This is a genomic window from Lactiplantibacillus argentoratensis (genome assembly GCF_037290055.1).
GTDB classification, from domain to species: domain Bacteria; phylum Bacillota; class Bacilli; order Lactobacillales; family Lactobacillaceae; genus Lactiplantibacillus; species Lactiplantibacillus plantarum.
This window is the reverse complement of record NZ_CP147647.1, coordinates 2430106-2448897: the sequence shown is the minus strand read 5'-3', so window position 1 is coordinate 2448897 and position 18792 is coordinate 2430106. Positions and strand designations below refer to the sequence as shown.

Genomic DNA, 18792 nt, shown 5'->3' with positions numbered 1-18792 from the left:
TGAAACTTATTCACAGATAAATTTAATTGACCGACTGAATTGGTCTAAAGTAAGTAACCATAATAAAAAGCTGGATGGTCCGGATGACCATTCAGCTAAGTAATGTTGGTAAGGTTTAATTACGAATTAATTCATTGAAGTTAAACTCGTTCGGAATAAAGTGGGATTCAGTGTATTCAACCTGGCGTCCTTCATCGTTAAATGCGATGCTAATCATATTACCGACGCAATTATTATCACCGAGCGCTAGCTGAGCTTTGTCGAGTTCGGTGGCGGATTCGACTCGTAGCATTCTTTTAACGACAGCAATTTTCAGACCATTTTTTTTGAAGTGTTGATAAATTGAGTGTTGGGCAATGGTCTTAGTCAGAGTGGGTGTGCGCTGGGCGTTAAAATAGTTAATGTCCAGCACTGCCCGAATACCGTCGACGATCCGAACCCGTTGAATGGCATACACTGGAATGCCCACTTCAAAAGCGGTATGTGTGCTAAGCGGCTGGTCAACGATTCGTTGCTGAAAGGCCACGACCTCGGTCTGATAATCGAGGTGGCGCTCCGCGTTGAGGCTCTGCAGACCGTTGAGATTATTTAAGGCCAGGTTGAATTGCTGGGTTTGCGGCGTGTGCTCCAATAAGACCACCCCGCGCCCCTTAACGCTGTAAACTAGGCCGTCTTTGGCTAATTGTGTGATTGCCTTACGAACAGCATAGCGACTGCTATCAAATTCTGTAATTAACTCGTCTTCAATTGGTAACCGCATCTTAACGCTGTAGTGCCCCGTGAGAATGCGGTCCTTTAAAACGTGATAGATGTCGCTGAATGTTTGTTTCCCCATTTGAATACCCCCACTCATCATATAATTAATTTAATTATAGCAAATAATAGTTATTAGCGAGTAAATAAGCGAATAAATATTAATATTTATTCGAATAAAAATTGACAAGTAATCATGTGACCTTCTATAATGAAAGCGAAATCAAGTCGGTAATACGGGAGTAGGAGGGGGAACATATGCAAGTTGAACAGCGCACATTAAATACTGCGGCACACCCATTTCAGATCACGGCGTATTGGTTAGACCAAATTAGTGATTTTGAAACAGCTGTTGATTATCCAATCATGATTATCTGCCCGGGAGGTGGCTTTACTTATCATTCTGGGCGGGAAGAAGCGCCAATTGCAACCCGGATGATGGCCGCCGGAATGCATACGGTGGTCTTGAATTACCAATTAATTGTGGGAGATCAGTCCGTCTATCCTTGGGCGTTGCAGCAATTAGGTGCAACAATTGATTGGATTACGACCCAGGCGTCCGCGCACCATGTTGATTGTCAGCGGATTATTCTTGCCGGGTTTTCGGCTGGCGGCCACGTGGTTGCGACTTATAATGGCGTTGCGCCCCAACCAGAATTGCGCACACGGTATCATTTGGATCATTATCAAGGTCAGCATGCTGCCATTATTTTAGGCTATCCAGTCATTGATTTGACAGCGGGGTTTCCCACGACTTCGGCGGCGCGTAATCAGATTACCACGGATGCCCGGTTGTGGGCAGCCCAGCGCCTAGTCACACCAGCTAGTAAACCCGCTTTTGTCTGGCAAACGGCGACGGATGAGTTGGTCCCGCCAATCAATTCGTTAAAATATGTGCAGGCCATGCTACAACATCAGGTCGCAACTGCGTATCATTTATTTGGTAGTGGGATTCATGGGTTAGCGTTAGCCAATCATGTGACGCAAAAACCTGGCAAGGACAAGTATTTGAATGACCAGGCTGCAATATGGCCACAATTAGCATTGCGGTGGTTACAAGAACAGGGATTGTTAGCTGGTAATTATTGAAAATAAATCTGGGCGATCAGTCGTGCTTCACTGATCGCCCGTTTTTTGTCAACGATCCTGACACCAATTAATTTTCTGCGGTATAATAATACGAATAAGCTTATTAAGTAAGAAGGAGCGATTGAGATGGCAACAAATCAACACTTGGTCATTATTTCCTTAGATGCGTTAGGATTTCGTGATTTACGCGAACATCAAGCAGAATTACCCGTTCTGAGTGGATTGATGACCGGTGGTACTTGGGTCAAGTCGGTGACGGGCATTTATCCAACACTGACATATCCGTCACATACCACGATTATTACGGGACAGTATCCCAGTGTGCATGGAATCGTTAATAATACTAAGTTACAACCGACACGCCGTTCACCAGATTGGTATTGGTATCAAAAGGATGTTCAAGTACCAACACTATATGATTTGGCACGGCAAAAGAAGCTAACAACGGCGGCTTTTTTATGGCCAGTGACGGCTGGTAGCAAGATTACATATAACCTTGCCGAGATCTTTCCTAACCGCATTTGGACGAACCAAGTTCTCGTCTCGTTGAAGGCGAGTTCACCGCTCTTCTTACTCGCGATGAATCATAAGTATGGGCACCTTCGGAATGGGATTAAGCAGCCCCAACTGGATGAATTCATCACGGCTTGTGCAGTCGATACGTTAACGAATAAGAAGCCGAACCTAACGATGATTCACTTAGTCGACATGGATAGTATGCGCCATCGCTATGGCGTGCGATCCAATGAGGCTATGGCAGCTTTACACCGGCTAGACCGGCACGTGGGTCAGTTGATTGACGCGACTAAAGCTGCGGGCACGTTTGCGGATACCAACTTTGTTATTTTAGGTGATCACTATCAAATCAATGTGGATCACATGATTCATTTAAATACGTTATTCGCTCAGCAGGGCTGGTTGACCGCACGTCAAGATCAGACGTTTGAAGATGACTGGTCCGTGATGGCGAAGACGGCGGACGGCTCAACGTACATTTATACGCGACCGGAATTTGACCAGTTAGATGAATTGAAGGCCCTGGTTAGTCAGGTGGAAGGTGTTGAGACCATCATTACTGGGGAGGCAGCTGCACGTCGTGGTGCCGACCCCGCTTGTGTATTGATGGTTGAAGCCCAGGAAGGCTATTATTTTACTGATGAAAGTCGACGACCAACTGTGGTTGAACCCGTCCATCCAGCGACACTCGGCCAACCAGACCGTTACCACGGGGTTCATGGATATGACCCGACTAAGCCTGACTATCAAACGACCCTGTTATTCAATGGACCAGCAGTTAAAGCTGGTGGGATGATTGAAACGGCTAACTTAGTCGATGAAGCGCCGACATTTGCGCGGTTACTCGGATTGAATTTCGATGGCCCCATGCCGGGACATTGCCTCGATGGTATTTTCAAAGACTAGACAAAAAAGAGAGAGAGGAAAAGCGGGCGGACATCAGCACCACTAATATTGTGGTTAATGCTCGTTCCGCCTCCGATTGCGATCAGAGGTTCCCGCGAAGTAACTTAATGAAATTTAATAAACAGCAGTGGGGTTGGATCTTTTACGATTGGGCCAACTCGGGCTATGGCATTATTGTCACAACGGCGGTGCTACCCGTTTACTTTAAGGCAGTTGCCCAAGGTAGCGGTGTGACACCGGCCAATGCAACGGCTTACTGGGGTTATGCCAATAGTATTGGGACCTTACTAGTTTCGATTTTGGCGCCCGTCCTAGGTGCACTAGCAGATTATCCCCATGCCAAAAAACGAATGCTCAACATCTTTTCGATACTCGGAATGGTGATGACGCTAGGGCTGAGTGTTGCCCCGACTAGTGCCTGGAAGTGGCTATTAGGTATTTATATTTTATCAATTATTGGTTATTCCGGTGGTAATCTGTTTTATGACAGTTTTCTGACTGACGTGGCGCCAAACAATCAGATGGATCGATTATCGTCATATGGTTATGGGTTTGGCTATCTCGGTGGTGTCTTGGCGTTTATCTTATTCTTGGTCTTACAATTAACCAGTGGTTTTGGTCAATTATCAAGCTATGGGGTCGCGCGGTGGAGTTTTGTCTTAGCCGCTGCGTGGTGGATTATCTTTTACATTCCTTTGTTGAAAAACGTTCACCAAAAGTACGCATTAGCACCCAGTGCGCATCCGGTGCGTTCAAGTTTTCAACGGGTATGGTCGACTTTGAAACACATTCGGAATTATCGCGCTGCGGCGTGGTTCTTGGTGGCGTACTTCTTCTACATTGATGGAGTCGACACGATCTTTACAATGGCAACTTCGATTGGGATGGATATGGGAATTACGACGACCACGTTGATGATTGTCTTGCTGGTTGTTCAGCTAGTCGCGTTTCCGTTTTCACTGCTTTACGGGTGGTTAGCGAATAAAACGTCGACCCGGACGGGCATCTTGCTTGGCATTATTATTTATTTAGGTATCTGCTTGTACGCGTTGCGGTTGAATAGTACGACGGATTTTTGGATTTTAGCCATACTAGTTGGAACCAGTCAGGGTGGGATTCAAGCGCTCAGTCGTTCGTACTTCGGTCGTTTGATTCCTAAGACTAGTGGGAGTGAGTTTTTCGGCTTTTACAATATTCTCGGTAAGTTCTCAGCCGTGATGGGCCCCGTCCTAGTTGGAATCGTGACCCAAATGACGGGGAAGTCAACGATTGGTGCTGCTTCTTTAAGTATTTTATTTGTTGTTGGATTAGTGATTTTCTTGGCTCTACCGCATTTGAACCAGACAAAGTCGGTTTAAGCCAGGGTTTGTTTAATATCATGCAAAAAGAACTTCTTCTAATTTGGAGAAGTTCTTTTTACGTTGCTCAAGCTCAGACCATCATGAGTTATAAATTCATTTCCGTATTCCGCTGTAATACATAATAAATGATAAACCAACACAATACGCGCTAATTATAACAATCTGAAAGGCGTAGCTATCAGTAAGCCTTAGGCCAGTTAATCAGTATGTGTGATTAAGAAAAAGCCTGTTCCAGTCTGGCATAATTTATTGCCAGGCTAGAACAGGCTTTCGGTGTTAAAGATGCTTGTGAGACTGATGCGATTGGCGATAAGTCTGGGCTTGCTTAGTACGAACGTTACGAATTGCAAATAACGTATTATCAATCCGGGGGTGATGATGTGTTTCTAAGACGCTGACTTCATCAAGCAATTGGTTGCCAATTTGCCAGTCGCCAAAGTAGAGATTCCAGATGCCAAGCCAGAATTGTTGGCTCAACCGCCCATCCCAGTTTAACTGGTGACTGTCGATGGCAGTGAACTTGGTTTTCAGATTTTGAGCGGATTGAAAATCATGAAAGTTCAATTTAGTTTGAAATAGTGATCCATAAAAATCGAGTAAGTCGTTGCTGACGTGAAAGGGATCGCCCCAAGCCGTTTGATAACTGGCACAATTGGCGGCCATACGGGTTGTCAGTGGTGTTAGCGCGGCCAAGCCGTCGATGGATGCAATAATTGGAATTAGAACGGGCACTAATTTTAGTTCCTGCAGGGTCCAAGTCTTGGCTTGGCGCAGGTGATCAAAAGCGGGCTGGGTCGTGGTTGTTATGCCGATTGAACGATGGTCATAGGATAGCATCAAGATGCTGGCATAACTGGCGATGAGTTGTTCGTAGGCATGGGGGCTGTGTCGATGTTCGCGAATCCAAGTGGCTAGGGCGGGAAAATTTAGCGTTTCATAAGCGTGACGAATTGTCCAAAGGGCCTGGTCATATGCTGATGGCTGGTAGTTTTGGTGTATGAATCGTAACTCGTCGGCTGAAATTGCTAAGTTATCCAGAATTGCAAAGAGTTTACTGGCGCCAATATCGTTGGCACCACTCTCAAAGCGTGAGGCGAATGAGCGCGAGATAATACCGCTATACACTTCTTGTTGAGTTAAGCCCTTACTTAATCGAATCTGATGAATAGTTTCTCCGATGTTTGTCATCTAGCACTCCTTAATGTGGCATATATGCAACCTACTTGCTGATTGTACCACGGTAATGACGAGTAAGCTAAGTCCATTATCTTAATGGGAGATGGGTTAATGCTGACTTTATTAAAAAATCGGACCCTCCAAACGATTGCTAGTGCAAATTTTTTTACGACGCTGGGGGTGAGTTTGTTCAATATCATTTTACTCACGTACGCAAAGAATTTTCCAAATCCACATTGGTTTGTTGCCATCGTTTCGGTGGTGACAGTTGTGCCGTACGTTTTCGGGGGATTAACGGGGCGACTCGCTGATCAGACGCGCCGAAAAACTAACTGGCTGATTGGTACTAAGGTCGTTCAAGCGGGGTTATATCTCGTCTTGGCCCAAGTGATTACTCAGCAAACGGTGGTTGTTTTCTACGTGGTCGTTGCGATTAATTTTATTTCGGATCTACTAGGACGATATGGTGGCAGTATTTTGACAATTGTTATTCAAGACCGGATTGGGCCTGACGATCACCAACAAGTGATGGGGCTTAATGCGAGCGTAAGTACACTTGTTGAGCCACTGGGTCAAACACTAGGGGTCTTGATTATCGCCCAGTGGCATGATTATGCGTTAGCTGGAATAGTGAATGCGATGACTTTTATTGGGGCCGCTAGCTGCTTGTTGGCCGGACATTCAGCGATTCAGTCGACTCCCAAAGTTGCTGGACGACCACGACATATTGAGGCCTGGCCCGTGATTCAGCGAGTGATGCTGACGACGACTAGAATGGGCGCAGTCAGTTATCTGGGTATTCTGATGATTTTAAACGTCGCAACGATGAGTATTGATGCGATTTTGAACTTAATGTTTATTGACTTGGCATCCCGCATGCCCGTGAGCTATTCGGTCGCAATTTTAATGGTCAACGTGGTCTTTGTTACCGGAAGCGTATTGGGTGGCATTACTAAAAATACTTGGTTTGATCGGCTCTCGTTGTTTCAATTGCTACTGACAGCGATTCTAGCGCCGATGCTGACCTATGTGATTTTGCTAGTCGTTCCACAACTAATCTTGATTCTTGGGGGCATGTTTGCAGTGGGCTTCATGAGTGGCAAACTGGACCCGAAGATGTTCGCCATCATGATGCCACAAATTGACACGCACTTAACAGGAACGGTCTTTGGTACCATCAGTTCGATTGTGACGTTGGCGGCACCTGTTGGTAGCGTCGGCATCGTTTTATTATATAACTTGGTTGGTGCGACGGCGGCGTGTTCGGTGATGATTGGTGTTAGTGCGCTGGCGTTGATTTGGGCAGTGATGGCGCACCGGCAGTGATTAATTGTTAATCTTTTGTTATTGATATTTCAATTTGGCGTTAGGATGTGGCTATCAGCTTTGTGATGACTTACGAATGGATTTAGTGAAATGCAGTGCTCAAAAAGAGATCTTGGGACGGCTGACTAACTGAAATGGTACATTAAGGAAAAGGACGTTAATTTCGTCCGCTTCATTGGCACTATCTCAGCATAACAAAAGCGTGTCTAACCCCTAGCAAGTTGACTAGCTGGGGGTTAGACACGCTTTTTGATTAAATATTCGATAAGACCGTTGTGATGAATGAGGTCGGTCATCAGTTCATTGGTTAAACGTGGAATAGGGCCAAATGCGTCTTCAAATATTGCCCTGTTACACTAGTTGGATTTTGACTAACGGCTAATGGGGTACCGGTGGCGACAATGTTACCACCGTTGATACCGCCCGCGGGTCCCATATCGATAACGTAATCAGCGTTGGCGATTACGTCGAGATCGTGTTCGATGGCAATGACGGTTGCCCCTTGCTGAATCAGTTGGTCAAAGACTTTGACGAGTTGCTGAATGTCGAGCGGGTGCAAACCGACTGAAGGCTCATCGAAGACAAAGAGCGTTCCCGTTTGGCGTTTGCCAATGCGGGAGGTGAGCTTCAGGCGCTGAGCTTCGCCACCCGAGAGTGCCGGCGTACTTTCACCTAATAGTAAGTAGCCTAGTCCCATATCATGCAGAATCTGGAGTGTATTAGCGATGGCGGATTGCGCTTTGAAAATTGGTAGGGCCTCGTCAACCGCGAGATCTAAAATATCCGCAATCGAATAGCCATGCCATTTGACGGTCAGCGTCTGTTTATTGTAGCGCTTGCCGTGGCATTGGGGGCAGACTTCGGTGATGTCTGGCAGGTATTGCACATCTAAGGAGATTTGGCCCGTACCACCACAAGTTGGGCAAGCACCCGCAGCGACGTTATATGAAAATTGGCTAGCGGTCCAACCGTTTGCTTGTGCTGCTGGGGTGGCGGCGAATAATTGGCGTAGATGGTCGAGAATATTGGTATAAGTGGCGACCGTTGACCGTACATTCTTACCAACGGGCACTGAGTCGACGGTAACAACGTGTCGAATGTGACCATTGTCAAAGGCCTTAACGTGGGTTGGGAGTGGTCGCTTTTTAGCTGTGGCAATCAGTGCTGGAATCAAACTATCTAGTACCAGAGTCGTTTTACCAGCGCCGCTCATACCCGTGACGGTCGTGAAACGGTTTTTGGGAATGCGCGCCGTAATGTCTTGGATGTTAAAGTGATGAGCCACCTCAATAGCAAGGGCCCCCTTTTTCCAGAGTGCATCGTCGGTTAATACGGGGCGTTCACGCAGCGTGGCAGTACCGGTGAGAAATGGCGCAATTAAGGACTCTTTGTCCTGCTTGATGGCTGCGACAGTGCCTTGTCCGACAACGGTACCGCCGTGCTTACCAGCCCCCGGACCAATCTCAATAACATCATCAGCTGCACTGATAATACTAGTGTCGTGGTCAACCACCACGACGGAATTTCCTTGGGCGACTAGCCCGCGGAAAGCTTTGATTAGGCCCGCCACGTTAGCTGGATGAAGTCCAACGGAAGGCTCATCAAGGACATATAACACGCCAGTCGTGGCGCTACGCAAAGTGCGTCCGAGCTGAATGCGTTGTAATTCACCAGTTGACAGGGTCGCGCCGGGGCGACTGAGTGTGAGGTAGTCGAGTCCAAGTTCTTCCATGGGTTGCAGGCTGAGTAGCAATTCATCAACAAGGGATTGTCCAAGATGATGCATCTTAGTAGGTAGCCACGGGACAATCGTGGCCGCAAAATCATGCAAGGCGGCGACAGTCATATCACTAACCGTCGCAATGTTTTGACCATTTAATTCGTAGTTAAACAACTGAGGATTGAAGCGTGATCCGTGACAATCTGGACAAGTATCAAACTTGTAAAAGCGATTCAGCCGAGTAATTGCCCGTTCATTTTTGGTCGTCGCCATACTATCTTCAACGGCGGCAAAGGCGTTCTCGTAGACAGCGTTGTCCATGTGAAAGATTTTACCTTTAGCGCTTGGAATGTTGATGGCAACGGTTTGCTTAGGACCATGTAATACGCGTGTTTTATCGGCTTCACTAAGGTCTTTATATGGAATGTCGATGGGAATCCCAATTTCGCGCGCAACGATCGGCATAAAGTTACGTCCAGGTAGGTGCCAAGAAGCAACGGCCCCTTCTTCGATAGTTTGATTTTCATCCGCAATAATGAGTGCCGGGTCAATTTGGCGAACTTGGCCTAGGCCACCGCAAGTCGGACAGGCCCCACCTGAATTGAAGGCGAAATCTTCGGCGCCAGGCGCTCTGAATTTGGCGCCACAAGTCGGACAGGTGACGTAACCATCATTTTCAGCCACATCAAGCGTTGGTGGCATGCGGTGACCATTGGGGCAAACTGCTGAGCTGAGTCGTGAGAAGGCTAGCCTTAAGATATTTAAGCTTTCAGACATGGTGCCGACGGTTGAACGGACGCCGGGAACCTGGGGGCGTTGGCGTAGCGCTAATGCGGATGGTAAGTATTGTACTGAATCAACACTGGCTTTGCCGACCTGATTGATTCGGCGGCGGGTAAAGGTTGATAGGGCGTTTAAGTAGCGGCGGGCCCCCTCAGCGTACAGGACGCCCATTGCGAGTGATGACTTACCGGACCCACTGCGACCAGTAATCGCAACAAATTCGTTGAGTGGAATGTCGATATCGATATTTTTTAAATTATTGACGTGTGCGCCTCGCACTTGAATGTGAGTCGGTAACGTGGTTTGTGGCATGACTAAAACCCCTTTCGTGTCACTTTCTATGCTACAACAAAAGGACGGCTTTGCCTAAGAAAGCGGTGGCAGTATCTCGCGCCCCACGGCCGGGGGAGTATGATAAACTAGGGCTAACGATTATTGGAGGGGGCGATGGTGAGATGTCGAAGAAGCGACGATTAAGTTGGCTGAGCGTGCTCGGACTATTGGCAGGATTTTGTTGGTGGTTTAGCTTAGCAATGCGCGCGGCTGCGGATTATGATATTGACCAATATCAAGTCAATGTAGCCATTCAACGTGATGGTAGTGCGAATGTAACGCAAGCGATGACTTATCAATTTGATGATGATTATCACGGGGTATTTAATGTTCAAGATTTGAAAGGTATTCAGGGGGCCCAGTTGGAAGGGGTCACGACGCAACTGAATGGTGGGACCACGGTGACGGCGGCGCCAAGTGAAACGGGGGCCAACAACACGTATCAGTTGACCCAAAATGCTGACCGGATGCGTGTCAAGCTCTACCGGCAAGTTCAAGAAGATGATAAGTTACGGGTTGTCTATCGGTATCGGCTTAAAGGGGTCGTAACGAACTATGCAGACACGGCCGAACTGAATTGGAAAGTGATTGGTAGTGGCTGGGATGTACCACTGAATAATGTCAAAATCGTGATTCAGTTACCTGCCAAGAATGTGAGCGCGTTACAAGCCTGGACGCACGGACCGTTGAGTGGTCAGACAAAAGTTGAGCGCGCGGCAGGCCGGGTGACGATGACGTTGGGACATAATCCCGCGAACCAATTCGTTGAAAGTCACCTACTATTTCCAACCACGGTCACGGCGACGAATACGCGGACGAATACTGCCAAGCGAAAAGCGACGGTCCAAAAACAAGAAGCTAAGTTGGCACAGGAAGCTAATGAAAAACGGCGACGTAATCAGTTACTGCGTCGCGTTATCTTTGGTGCCGCGGTGGCTGGTTGGTTATTGGTCATGATTGGCTATCTTTGGTGGCTGGCTCGTCATCCGGCTAAGCCACATCAGCAGCCGATTCCCATCAATCATTCATTTGACGTGCCACCAGTAACACCAGCAGTTGCTGAGTCATTGTGGGCACAGCGGTCGCCGAATACGGATGCTTTAACGGCTGAAATTTTGCGAGCAGCAGCTAATCACGAAATAACGATTGAAACGGTTGCGGGTCACCGAAAACCGGATGTGCGGTTAACGCAATTGAAACCAGTGACTAACTCATTTTTGGCTCACTGTTTTGATAAAATCGCGGTTGACGGGCAGTTCATGTTAACGGATCTCAAAAAATACGGGAAGCGTGATAAAGCTGGTCGGTTGGGCAAATGGTTTAGCCGCTGGCAGACCGAAGTAGACCAAGACGTGGCGGTCTATCAAGACGAAACTAATTATCGGCTTCGTAATCAATGGCTGATGGCAGCAGTTGTCGTGAGTGTTATGGGGATGATTGCCACGGGTGCTGGGTTATTAGTTAGTCCGAAGGTCGTGACCCTGATGGTGATTCCAGCGGTAGTGGCCGCGGTGGCTTTCTGGATCGGCTGGATAATTCAAAGGCGGCGGATTGCCATCAATACTGACGCAGGCTTGGAATTACGTAATCAAATCAATGGACTACGCCGCATGCTTAAGGATATTGGGCACTTTAATACGGCCCAAGTCGGTGATTTGATTTTGTGGGAACAAATCTTGCCATACGCCGCGGCTTTTGGACTAGCCAATCAAGTGACTAAGCAATTGGCGATTGATTTTGGTACGGAAGCATTGGCTACGGGGATGCTCGTGTATTACCCACTCTTCTATGCGAATGGTGGGCTGGACTTCGATTTGTCCGGTGCAATCAACGATAGTTTTAGTGGCGCCTTAGATGCCTCTGGAAGCGCTAGTTCGGCGTCGGGTGGTTCAGGCGGCTTCTCCGGCGGTAGTTCTGGTGGCTTTGGCGGTGGCTCCGGTGGTGGTGCCTTCTAACAAAGTATCAGAAAAGACTTGTACTTTGCGGGCATAATCGGTAGGCTGAGGGGTAGAAAAGGCTTACATGAAATGGATGATTAGTAATGACGATTAAATTAATAGCAACGGATATGGATGGGACGTTTTTAAATGATCATGGTGATTATGACCAGGAGCGGTTTGCCAACGACTATGCGGCGCTACAGCGGCGCGGTATTCAGTTTGTGATTGCCAGTGGTCACCAAGCGGCGGAACTAGCCACGACCTTTAGTGCTTACCCTGAAATGTGGTTGATTGGTGGTAACGGCGCAGAACTGTGGCAACGAGAAGCGGGACTCAAAGCCGCGACGTTCAGTCCCCAAGCGACTCAGCAAGTGTTAGCGGCCCTGGCACCGTATCCTGAATTACAAGTGGCATTGTGTGGCACCCAAACGGTCCATGTGTTGGCGCACGCGAACCCGCAGTTTGTAGCTAATATGCGTGACTACTATTACCAATTAGAGACATGTGCGGATTTAACCACAGTTACTGATCCGGTTGTGAAGTTCGACGTTATTTGTCCCGCGGCAATGACGGACCAGTTAGTATATGAACTTACCCCTAAGCTCGCTGGCATTGCCGTACCCGCTTCAGGTGGTCAGGGCAGTATGGACTTGATTCAGCCGGGAATGCACAAAGGCCGCGCCCTCAAACAGCTTGGTGAACAGTTGGGTATTCTGCCGGATGAGATGTTAGTTTTTGGCGACGGCACCAATGATCTTGAGATGTTTCACTATGCGACCCATGCGGTTGCCATGCAAAACGCGCCTGAAAATGTCCAAGCCAATGCGACAGCGGTGACAGGTACCAATGTGGACAATGGTGTATTGGATTATATTGAACAACATATTTTGAGTTAACTTTGTGAGACCAGTATTTTGCTAACTTGGGTTACTTGGTGTGCGTGATGATCGTCAGACGGGGCTTTGGTCGCGCAAGCCTGTTCACTAGACATGGTTAAAACTGGTGTTTACGGGTGGGGTTAATTTGGATTGTTTATGAAAATGATGAGATGCTTTCAGAAAATCACGTATGGTTTTGATTGCCAAACGAGCTGAAAGCATGCTAAAATTAAAGTTATATAATTAACGACACAGAGGTCTGGAAGGTTTGTTTAATTCCGACCTCTTTTCTATCGGACAATTTCACTTTAAAAAAGAAGAGGTAATGGAATGCTCACCGTAAATAATGTTAGTATGCAGTTTTCAACACGTAAGCTTTATGAAGATGTCAATTTAAAATTCACGCCGGGAAACTGCTACGGCGTTATTGGTGCCAATGGTGCTGGTAAGTCGACGTTCTTAAAAATCTTGGAAGGTAAATTACAACCGACTACTGGGACGGTCTCGATGGGGCCTAACGAGCGGATGTCTAGCTTGAATCAAAATCACTTTGCTTTCGAAGATGAAGAAGTGTTAGCAACTGTTATTCGTGGTCACGAAAAGTTATATGAAATCATGACTGAAAAAGATGCGTTGTATGCCAAACCTGATTTTAGCGATGAAGATGGGATTCGGGCCGCTGAATTAGAAGGCGAATTTGCCGAAATGGATGGCTGGAACGCGGAGTCGGAAGCGGACCAGTTGTTACAAAACCTTGGTATCGATGAATCAATGCAACACTTGAAGATGAGCGAGTTAACTGAACCGCAAAAGGTGAAAGTCTTATTAGGTCAAGCGCTGTTTGGAAGCCCCGACGTGCTATTACTGGATGAACCGACGAACGGGTTGGACGTCCAATCAATTAGCTGGTTGGAAGACTTTTTGGCTGGTTACGAAAAGACAGTCATTGTCGTTTCTCATGACCGGCATTTTCTAAATCAAGTTTGTACCCACATGTGTGATGTCGACTTTGGCAAGATCACACTATTTGTTGGGAATTATGATTTTTGGATGGAATCTAGCCAGTTAGCGGCCAAGTTGCAAGCGAATGCCAATGCCAAGAAAGCTGACCAAATTAAAGAGTTGCAAGAATTCGTGGCGCGATTCAGTGCCAATGCTTCGAAATCTAAGCAAGCCACCTCACGGAAGAAACAATTGGAGAAAATTACGTTGGATGATATCAAACCATCATCACGTAAATATCCGTTCATTAAGTTCACGCCAGACCGTGAAATCGGTAATGACCTTGTGAAGGTCGAGAATGTCTCCAAGTCGATTGAAGGCGTTAAGATTCTTGATAACATTAGCTTCACGCTCCGTCCCAATGAAAAAACGGCGTTAATCAGCCGCAACGATTTGGCAACGACAACACTGATGCAAATTATTGCTGGGTCGATGGCACCAGATAGTGGCACGGTGACCTGGGGACAAACGACTTCGCGGACTTATTTGCCTAAAGATATTAATGAAGAATACGCGGGTAGTGAATTGCCAATTATTGATTGGTTACGCCAGTTTGCATCGAAAGAAGAAAGTGACAATACTTTTTTGCGAGGTTTCCTGGGTAAAATGTTGTTCTCTGGTAGCGATGTTGAACGACCAGTGAACGTGCTATCTGGTGGTGAAAAAGTACGGGGAATGTTATCAAAGATGATGCTTAGTCGGGCTAACGTCTTATTATTAGATGATCCGACCAACCATTTGGACCTGGAATCCATTACCGCACTGAATGATAGTCTGATTGATTTCAAAGGCGCCATCGTCTTTACTTCTCATGACCATGAATTTATTCAAACGATTGCCGACCACATTGTCGAAGTGAGTGCGAAAGGCGTTGTTGATCGTGGTGATACGACTTATGATGAATACTTGGCCCATGAAGCAACACAGGGCCGGGTGCAAGATCTTTATTAGTTAGTTGCTGAACCACGCGTTGTGCTAGTTACTGTTCGGGATGAATCATGATTGAAGCGTGCCAAACAGTTATTGTCAAAAGCAGCCAGCTTGGGCCCGCTGGAAACAGTTCGAGTTAGCGTAAACTTGCTTAGTTAGTGCGTCCTACGCCGACTTCCAGGCATTTCTGCCAATTGCTGGAACGCGGTGGACACAGATTTAAGCCGCAACCCACGTCTTAAATACTGGTCTTCCACTAACCAAGCCAAGGACGCTTGCTAAGTGGAATTTCACCGCTGAGCATTGGCCGAAATGCCTTCCAGTCGGGACAGTATTCGAATGGCGGACGAAGATGTACCTAACTTTTGATGAATTTGTCGTTGCTTTTCATAAACGGTAATTTTGTCAATCAACTGTCAGACTGAAAGTGATATTGAGATAACTCACTATTTCGGAATCACCACAGTAATAATCGAACGTTTCAACAAAGTGGTTAAGGTAGTCCTAACGTCTCGTTTAAAGTTCTATTATCAAAATAGTCGACGACCAATTGTACCAAGTTAAGTGGCCGTTCATCAGCCATTCGAGCGGCTTACCGACCGGAGGGGCTGGGTGACAATGCTCAGTAGCCAAATTATTCTTAGTCGGAAGTGAATTTCTTCCGGCTTAGAATAAGACTCGTATTTGAGACCGGGCGGGTTGTGCACGGGCTCAAATCGATGTCGGCTTACGTTCCAGCAATTGTCACTCAGCCCCGGAGGTCGGAATAGGACGCGCACGTGCTGACGAACAACAAACTACCTAATCAGCACGTTTTAATCAGGATTTATGACAAATTAACTAGTACAATGTGTCGCTGAACCATATAAATCTAAACAAAATCACGTGTGAGCGTCCCCCAATCTGGTATGATTAATGCATATCAGATTGGGGGATTTTTTTATGACGCCGGAAACCGAACAATTATTACGACGCTGGTACATGGGACAGCTCATCGTGTTATTTGGCGCGGCCTTTATTCAACTATTTACGTTTGATGGTGGTGTGTTTTTCCCAGTTGGTGGTATGCAGTTGCTGATATGGGGACTGTTAGCCTGGTGGCCAGCTGCCGAGGAGGACCAAGCACAGTGGCGGCGTTTGCGACATGTTAATTATTATGTCCAAACAGTACTGCAGTTCACACTCTTGCCGATTTTACTGGCAATCCTCGTGGCTTGGTTAAGTCAGCTGTCATGGTTAGACGAGCAGGGATTGATTGCTGTGGGGATGGCTTATTTAATGGTCGCATTCGTACCGGTGGCAGTGGTGGTCACTAAACCGATCGAATCTGTGATTGGCCGGATTGCGGTTCTAATTACGGCTATTTTTAGTGGTGTCGTCAGTGCGCAGCAGACTTTTTTGATTTTACCGAATCTGCAAGCACCATCAGTATTCGAGATGGTCAGTGATACTGGTATTTTAGGCGCCCTGGGCTTTGTGATTGCTGTTGGGGTCTTACTGCGGGGATGGGGATTGACGGGCCCATCGTGGCGGTTTAATCGTCAGGCCCAAACTAGTTTAGTGGTTGGGCTGATCGTGGTGGGAACGGCTTTTAGTCTATGGAATGCCTTTAGTGCGGGTGGTTCATGGGCGACAACGTTCACACATTGGGACTTCCAGCTACGGTCAGCGACTTGGAAAATGTTTTTGAGTGGGTTAGAACCGGGAATCGCGGAGGAATGGTTGTATCGTTTTGCCGTTTTAACCTTGTTATTACAAGCTTTTCGGCATCGGCGTTACCAGATCGACTGGGCAGTGTGGCTAAGCGGTGGCCTATTTGGAATGTGGCATATTACAAACGTTTTTGCGGGCCAACCCTTGTCAGCCACGGTTGAGCAAATCATTTTTGCAGCGACACTAGGCTGGTTTTTAGCCTCGACGTACCTATACTCAGGTAGTATCTTGTTGCCGATGGTGATCCATGCTGCTATTGATATTTTGAGCATGATGGCATCAGGTAGCCAGACAATGGTTAAGCCAGATGCGTTCGAATGGCAAACAATCGGTGCTACCGTCATTATTTTTGTTGGCATAACGATTTATTTCTTGACCGGTTCTCGGCGACAAGTTATTCAAGCACATGTCAATCAACGGCTTTTAGCTCAATAAAGGCCGACTGTTAAGGCCATAGTGGGTGACTTTGTTCGTTAAAGATAAACTGGGTGTCCGTAGCCAGAGACGATTAAGCAATACCAGGCTAACTTTTAGTTGGTTTAGACCAGTTGTAACATTTTTGTAATCTTCGTGTTATCTAAACGCAATGCTGGCTCGCTATACTAAAGACAAAGTTATGAAGCAATACATACGCTTTGTCAGCGGATTTAGGTTGGGAGCCGGATCGATTTACTTTGTCAGGACATTGTTAATAAGCAATTATTGATAGTGATAAGTAGCTCAGTTAGCTGAATCATAACGTTTGACAAGCATTTATACCTCTCGGGATGGGCTGGGTCCATGACGAGGCACATACACAATGGCAAGCTTGGGGTTTGCAAGTCGATCAGAGAAAGGGACGGTTGGTTACCGGCCCTTTTATTGTGGTTAAAATTTGCGAGAATTGGATTTAGGAGGACGAAATGAGAACGCTGCATAAAACGTTAACACGGTTATTACAGGCAGACTTGATTCCGATTGCGCATGTTTCATTTAATGAGATGTATACCGGCTATAGTCGCCGCTATGACACCGTAGTTTTTGTTAAAGTTTTCAGTCCGAATCACGAACGTAAATTTAGAACTGAGCAGCAAGTGACAGCGCAACTCACAGACCGGGTCTTAGCCAGTTTTCAATTAGCAAGTCGCGAGTGGGTGTTGGTGTTGCGAGATTGGCAACTAACTCCTGTACCGACAACTTTGACTCCAGCGCTCGTTTACCAAATGGGTCAGGTAGTCTCCAGATTTCACCACGCAATTCAACTTCCAACAACCGCAGACCTGATGCCGGTACTGGATTTCGATGGGATGGCCGCCCGGGTTGAGCGGTTAAAGACTAGTCCCCATTACGACGCGCTGGTGTCCTTATTACCATACTTTCTCGACCACCGGACGATGATTATAACCGCACTAGCACCGCAACCAGTCATGACACTGCATGGGGACATGGGTACTCGTAACTTTCGCTACCATCATGGTCAGCTTGTTCTGATTGATTTTGAACGAGCCCGTCACGGGTACGCCCTCGAGGACTGTTTGAAATTCTTTTTTGAAGATCTTCAACAATCTGCAACGTTGATTCAAGCTTTTTGGGCTGGTTATGGGACAGACTTACAAATACCACCATTAGTGACACAGTGGTTACTGTTACAATGTAGTACTGGGATATTTACGTACGTTAATCAGATTACTGACCCCCGATTTGAAGCGGTAGGAACTGCGATGCTGGCACAGGTGACTTTGCCAAATCATTGAGAGTGGAACGAAATAATTTACATTTGCCAGTAGATTATTATAATTAACGAATCAATAATAATTTGGGGATGGCAATTTGACTCAGTTTGAAACGGAACGGTTGATATTACGACCAATGACAGCGGCGGATCATGATGCGTTAGCGGACATGATTTTTGATCCGCAGGTTGTCGCTTATTTACGTTACCGCCGGGTTCAGAGTCCGGCCGCGTTCGAGCAACTGTTTACGACGCACTTTTTGGCAGACACGACCACTGTTTTTGGCATTGAACGTCGCCGTGATCATCAACTGATTGGGTTTTATGAGTTTCATGGTAGTGGTGCGACTGGTGAATTGACGTACGCTTTAAGCCCAGCTGCGTGGGGGCACGGTTATGTTGCGGAAGCCGGCAATTGTTTGATGCATTATGGGTTTGAAACGCTGAACTATGAGACCATCGAGGCTCACTATGCGAGTGCCAACCCTAATTCTGGCCGAGTGATGGCTAAGATGGGCATGCAAGCGGCTGGAGAACTGCACACGTTTACCAGTGATAAAGGTGAAGTGATCCACGTCATGCGGTACTTACTGACCAAAGCAACCTGGCGCCAACTTAGTGCTTGACCTGAAACGCGTTTCAGCAGCTATACTAA

General features: G+C 46.9%; 13 protein-coding genes. 10 read left to right on the top strand and 3 right to left on the bottom strand.

The genetic code is table 11. From position 1 onward, the window contains the following. Positions 1–115: 115 nt before the first annotated feature. Positions 116–835, bottom strand: coding sequence for a UTRA domain-containing protein (locus V7R88_RS11780; protein ID WP_054398264.1), 720 nt, complete (start codon positions 833–835; stop codon positions 116–118). 176 nt (positions 836–1011) lie between these two features. On the opposite strand from V7R88_RS11780, the gene V7R88_RS11775 reads away from it, so the two are divergent. From V7R88_RS11775 to V7R88_RS11765, 3 genes are all read left to right on the top strand, one after another. After that, positions 1012–1842, top strand: coding sequence for an alpha/beta hydrolase (locus V7R88_RS11775; protein WP_057717048.1), 831 nt, complete (start codon positions 1012–1014; stop codon positions 1840–1842). 126 nt (positions 1843–1968) lie between these two features. Further along, the gene (locus tag V7R88_RS11770) at positions 1969–3264 is read left to right on the top strand and encodes an alkaline phosphatase family protein (protein ID WP_057717047.1); all 1296 of its coding nucleotides are present in this window, start codon (positions 1969–1971) and stop codon (positions 3262–3264) included. Then, on the top strand, positions 3237–4622 hold the full coding sequence (locus V7R88_RS11765) for an MFS transporter (RefSeq protein WP_080392693.1): 1386 nt from the start codon (positions 3237–3239) through the stop codon (positions 4620–4622). Before V7R88_RS11770 ends, V7R88_RS11765 begins: the two co-directional genes overlap by 28 nt. A gap of 279 nt (positions 4623–4901) precedes the next feature. Here V7R88_RS11765 and V7R88_RS11760 read toward each other — a convergent pair whose 3' ends face one another. Next, positions 4902–5813 carry a helix-turn-helix domain-containing protein gene (locus V7R88_RS11760; RefSeq protein ID WP_011101970.1) on the bottom strand — a complete coding sequence of 304 codons (912 nt, stop codon included), beginning with the start codon at positions 5811–5813 and terminating at the stop codon, positions 4902–4904. A gap of 99 nt (positions 5814–5912) precedes the next feature. Between V7R88_RS11760 and V7R88_RS11755 the strand changes: the two genes are divergently transcribed. Then, entirely contained in the window at positions 5913–7127 is a 1215-nt protein-coding gene (locus V7R88_RS11755) for an MFS transporter (RefSeq protein WP_338816255.1), read from the top strand. A gap of 307 nt (positions 7128–7434) precedes the next feature. Here V7R88_RS11755 and V7R88_RS11750 read toward each other — a convergent pair whose 3' ends face one another. Next, complete coding sequence (locus V7R88_RS11750; RefSeq protein ID WP_003644861.1) at positions 7435–9942, bottom strand: excinuclease ABC subunit UvrA; 2508 nt, start codon at positions 9940–9942, stop codon at positions 7435–7437. Between the two features lie 143 nt (positions 9943–10085). On the opposite strand from V7R88_RS11750, the gene V7R88_RS11745 reads away from it, so the two are divergent. The 6 genes from V7R88_RS11745 (at position 10086) to V7R88_RS11720 (ending at position 18763) form a co-directional block, all read left to right on the top strand. Further along, entirely contained in the window at positions 10086–11918 is a 1833-nt protein-coding gene (locus tag V7R88_RS11745; RefSeq protein WP_011101967.1) for a DUF2207 domain-containing protein, read from the top strand. A gap of 86 nt (positions 11919–12004) precedes the next feature. Next, complete coding sequence (locus V7R88_RS11740) at positions 12005–12799, top strand: Cof-type HAD-IIB family hydrolase (RefSeq protein WP_015380831.1); 795 nt, start codon at positions 12005–12007, stop codon at positions 12797–12799. A gap of 312 nt (positions 12800–13111) precedes the next feature. Next, a complete protein-coding gene (locus V7R88_RS11735; RefSeq protein WP_003644778.1) occupies positions 13112–14734 on the top strand; it encodes an ABC-F family ATP-binding cassette domain-containing protein in 1623 nt (540 codons plus the stop codon). Between the two features lie 921 nt (positions 14735–15655). Continuing rightward, on the top strand, positions 15656–16861 hold the full coding sequence (locus V7R88_RS11730; protein ID WP_057717525.1) for a CPBP family intramembrane glutamic endopeptidase: 1206 nt from the start codon (positions 15656–15658) through the stop codon (positions 16859–16861). Positions 16862–17328: 467 nt separating this feature from the next. Further along, positions 17329–18159, top strand: a complete 831-nt coding sequence (locus V7R88_RS11725) for a phosphotransferase (RefSeq protein WP_015825877.1) — start codon at positions 17329–17331, stop codon at positions 18157–18159. A 76-nt stretch (positions 18160–18235) separates the two neighbouring features. Further along, entirely contained in the window at positions 18236–18763 is a 528-nt protein-coding gene (locus V7R88_RS11720; RefSeq protein ID WP_003642184.1) for a GNAT family N-acetyltransferase, read from the top strand. Positions 18764–18792 lie beyond the last annotated feature (29 nt).

Bases quoted from the DNA above. Each gene is read 5' to 3' on its own strand.
- V7R88_RS11755 (WP_338816255.1), top strand. From the start codon at position 5,913: ATGCTGACTTTATTAAAAAATCGGACCCTCCAAACGATTGCTAGTGCA.
- V7R88_RS11735 (WP_003644778.1), top strand. From the start codon at position 13,112: ATGCTCACCGTAAATAATGTTAGTATGCAGTTTTCAACACGTAAGCTT.
- V7R88_RS11740 (WP_015380831.1), top strand. From the start codon at position 12,005: ATGACGATTAAATTAATAGCAACGGATATGGATGGGACGTTTTTAAAT.
- V7R88_RS11770 (WP_057717047.1), top strand. From the start codon at position 1,969: ATGGCAACAAATCAACACTTGGTCATTATTTCCTTAGATGCGTTAGGA.
- V7R88_RS11760 (WP_011101970.1), bottom strand. From the start codon at position 5,813: ATGACAAACATCGGAGAAACTATTCATCAGATTCGATTAAGTAAGGGC.
- V7R88_RS11745 (WP_011101967.1), top strand. From the start codon at position 10,086: ATGTCGAAGAAGCGACGATTAAGTTGGCTGAGCGTGCTCGGACTATTG.
- V7R88_RS11730 (WP_057717525.1), top strand. From the start codon at position 15,656: ATGACGCCGGAAACCGAACAATTATTACGACGCTGGTACATGGGACAG.
- V7R88_RS11780 (WP_054398264.1), bottom strand. From the start codon at position 835: ATGGGGAAACAAACATTCAGCGACATCTATCACGTTTTAAAGGACCGC.
- V7R88_RS11775 (WP_057717048.1), top strand. From the start codon at position 1,012: ATGCAAGTTGAACAGCGCACATTAAATACTGCGGCACACCCATTTCAG.
- V7R88_RS11725 (WP_015825877.1), top strand. From the start codon at position 17,329: ATGAGAACGCTGCATAAAACGTTAACACGGTTATTACAGGCAGACTTG.
- V7R88_RS11750 (WP_003644861.1), bottom strand. From the start codon at position 9,942: ATGCCACAAACCACGTTACCGACTCACATTCAAGTGCGAGGCGCACAC.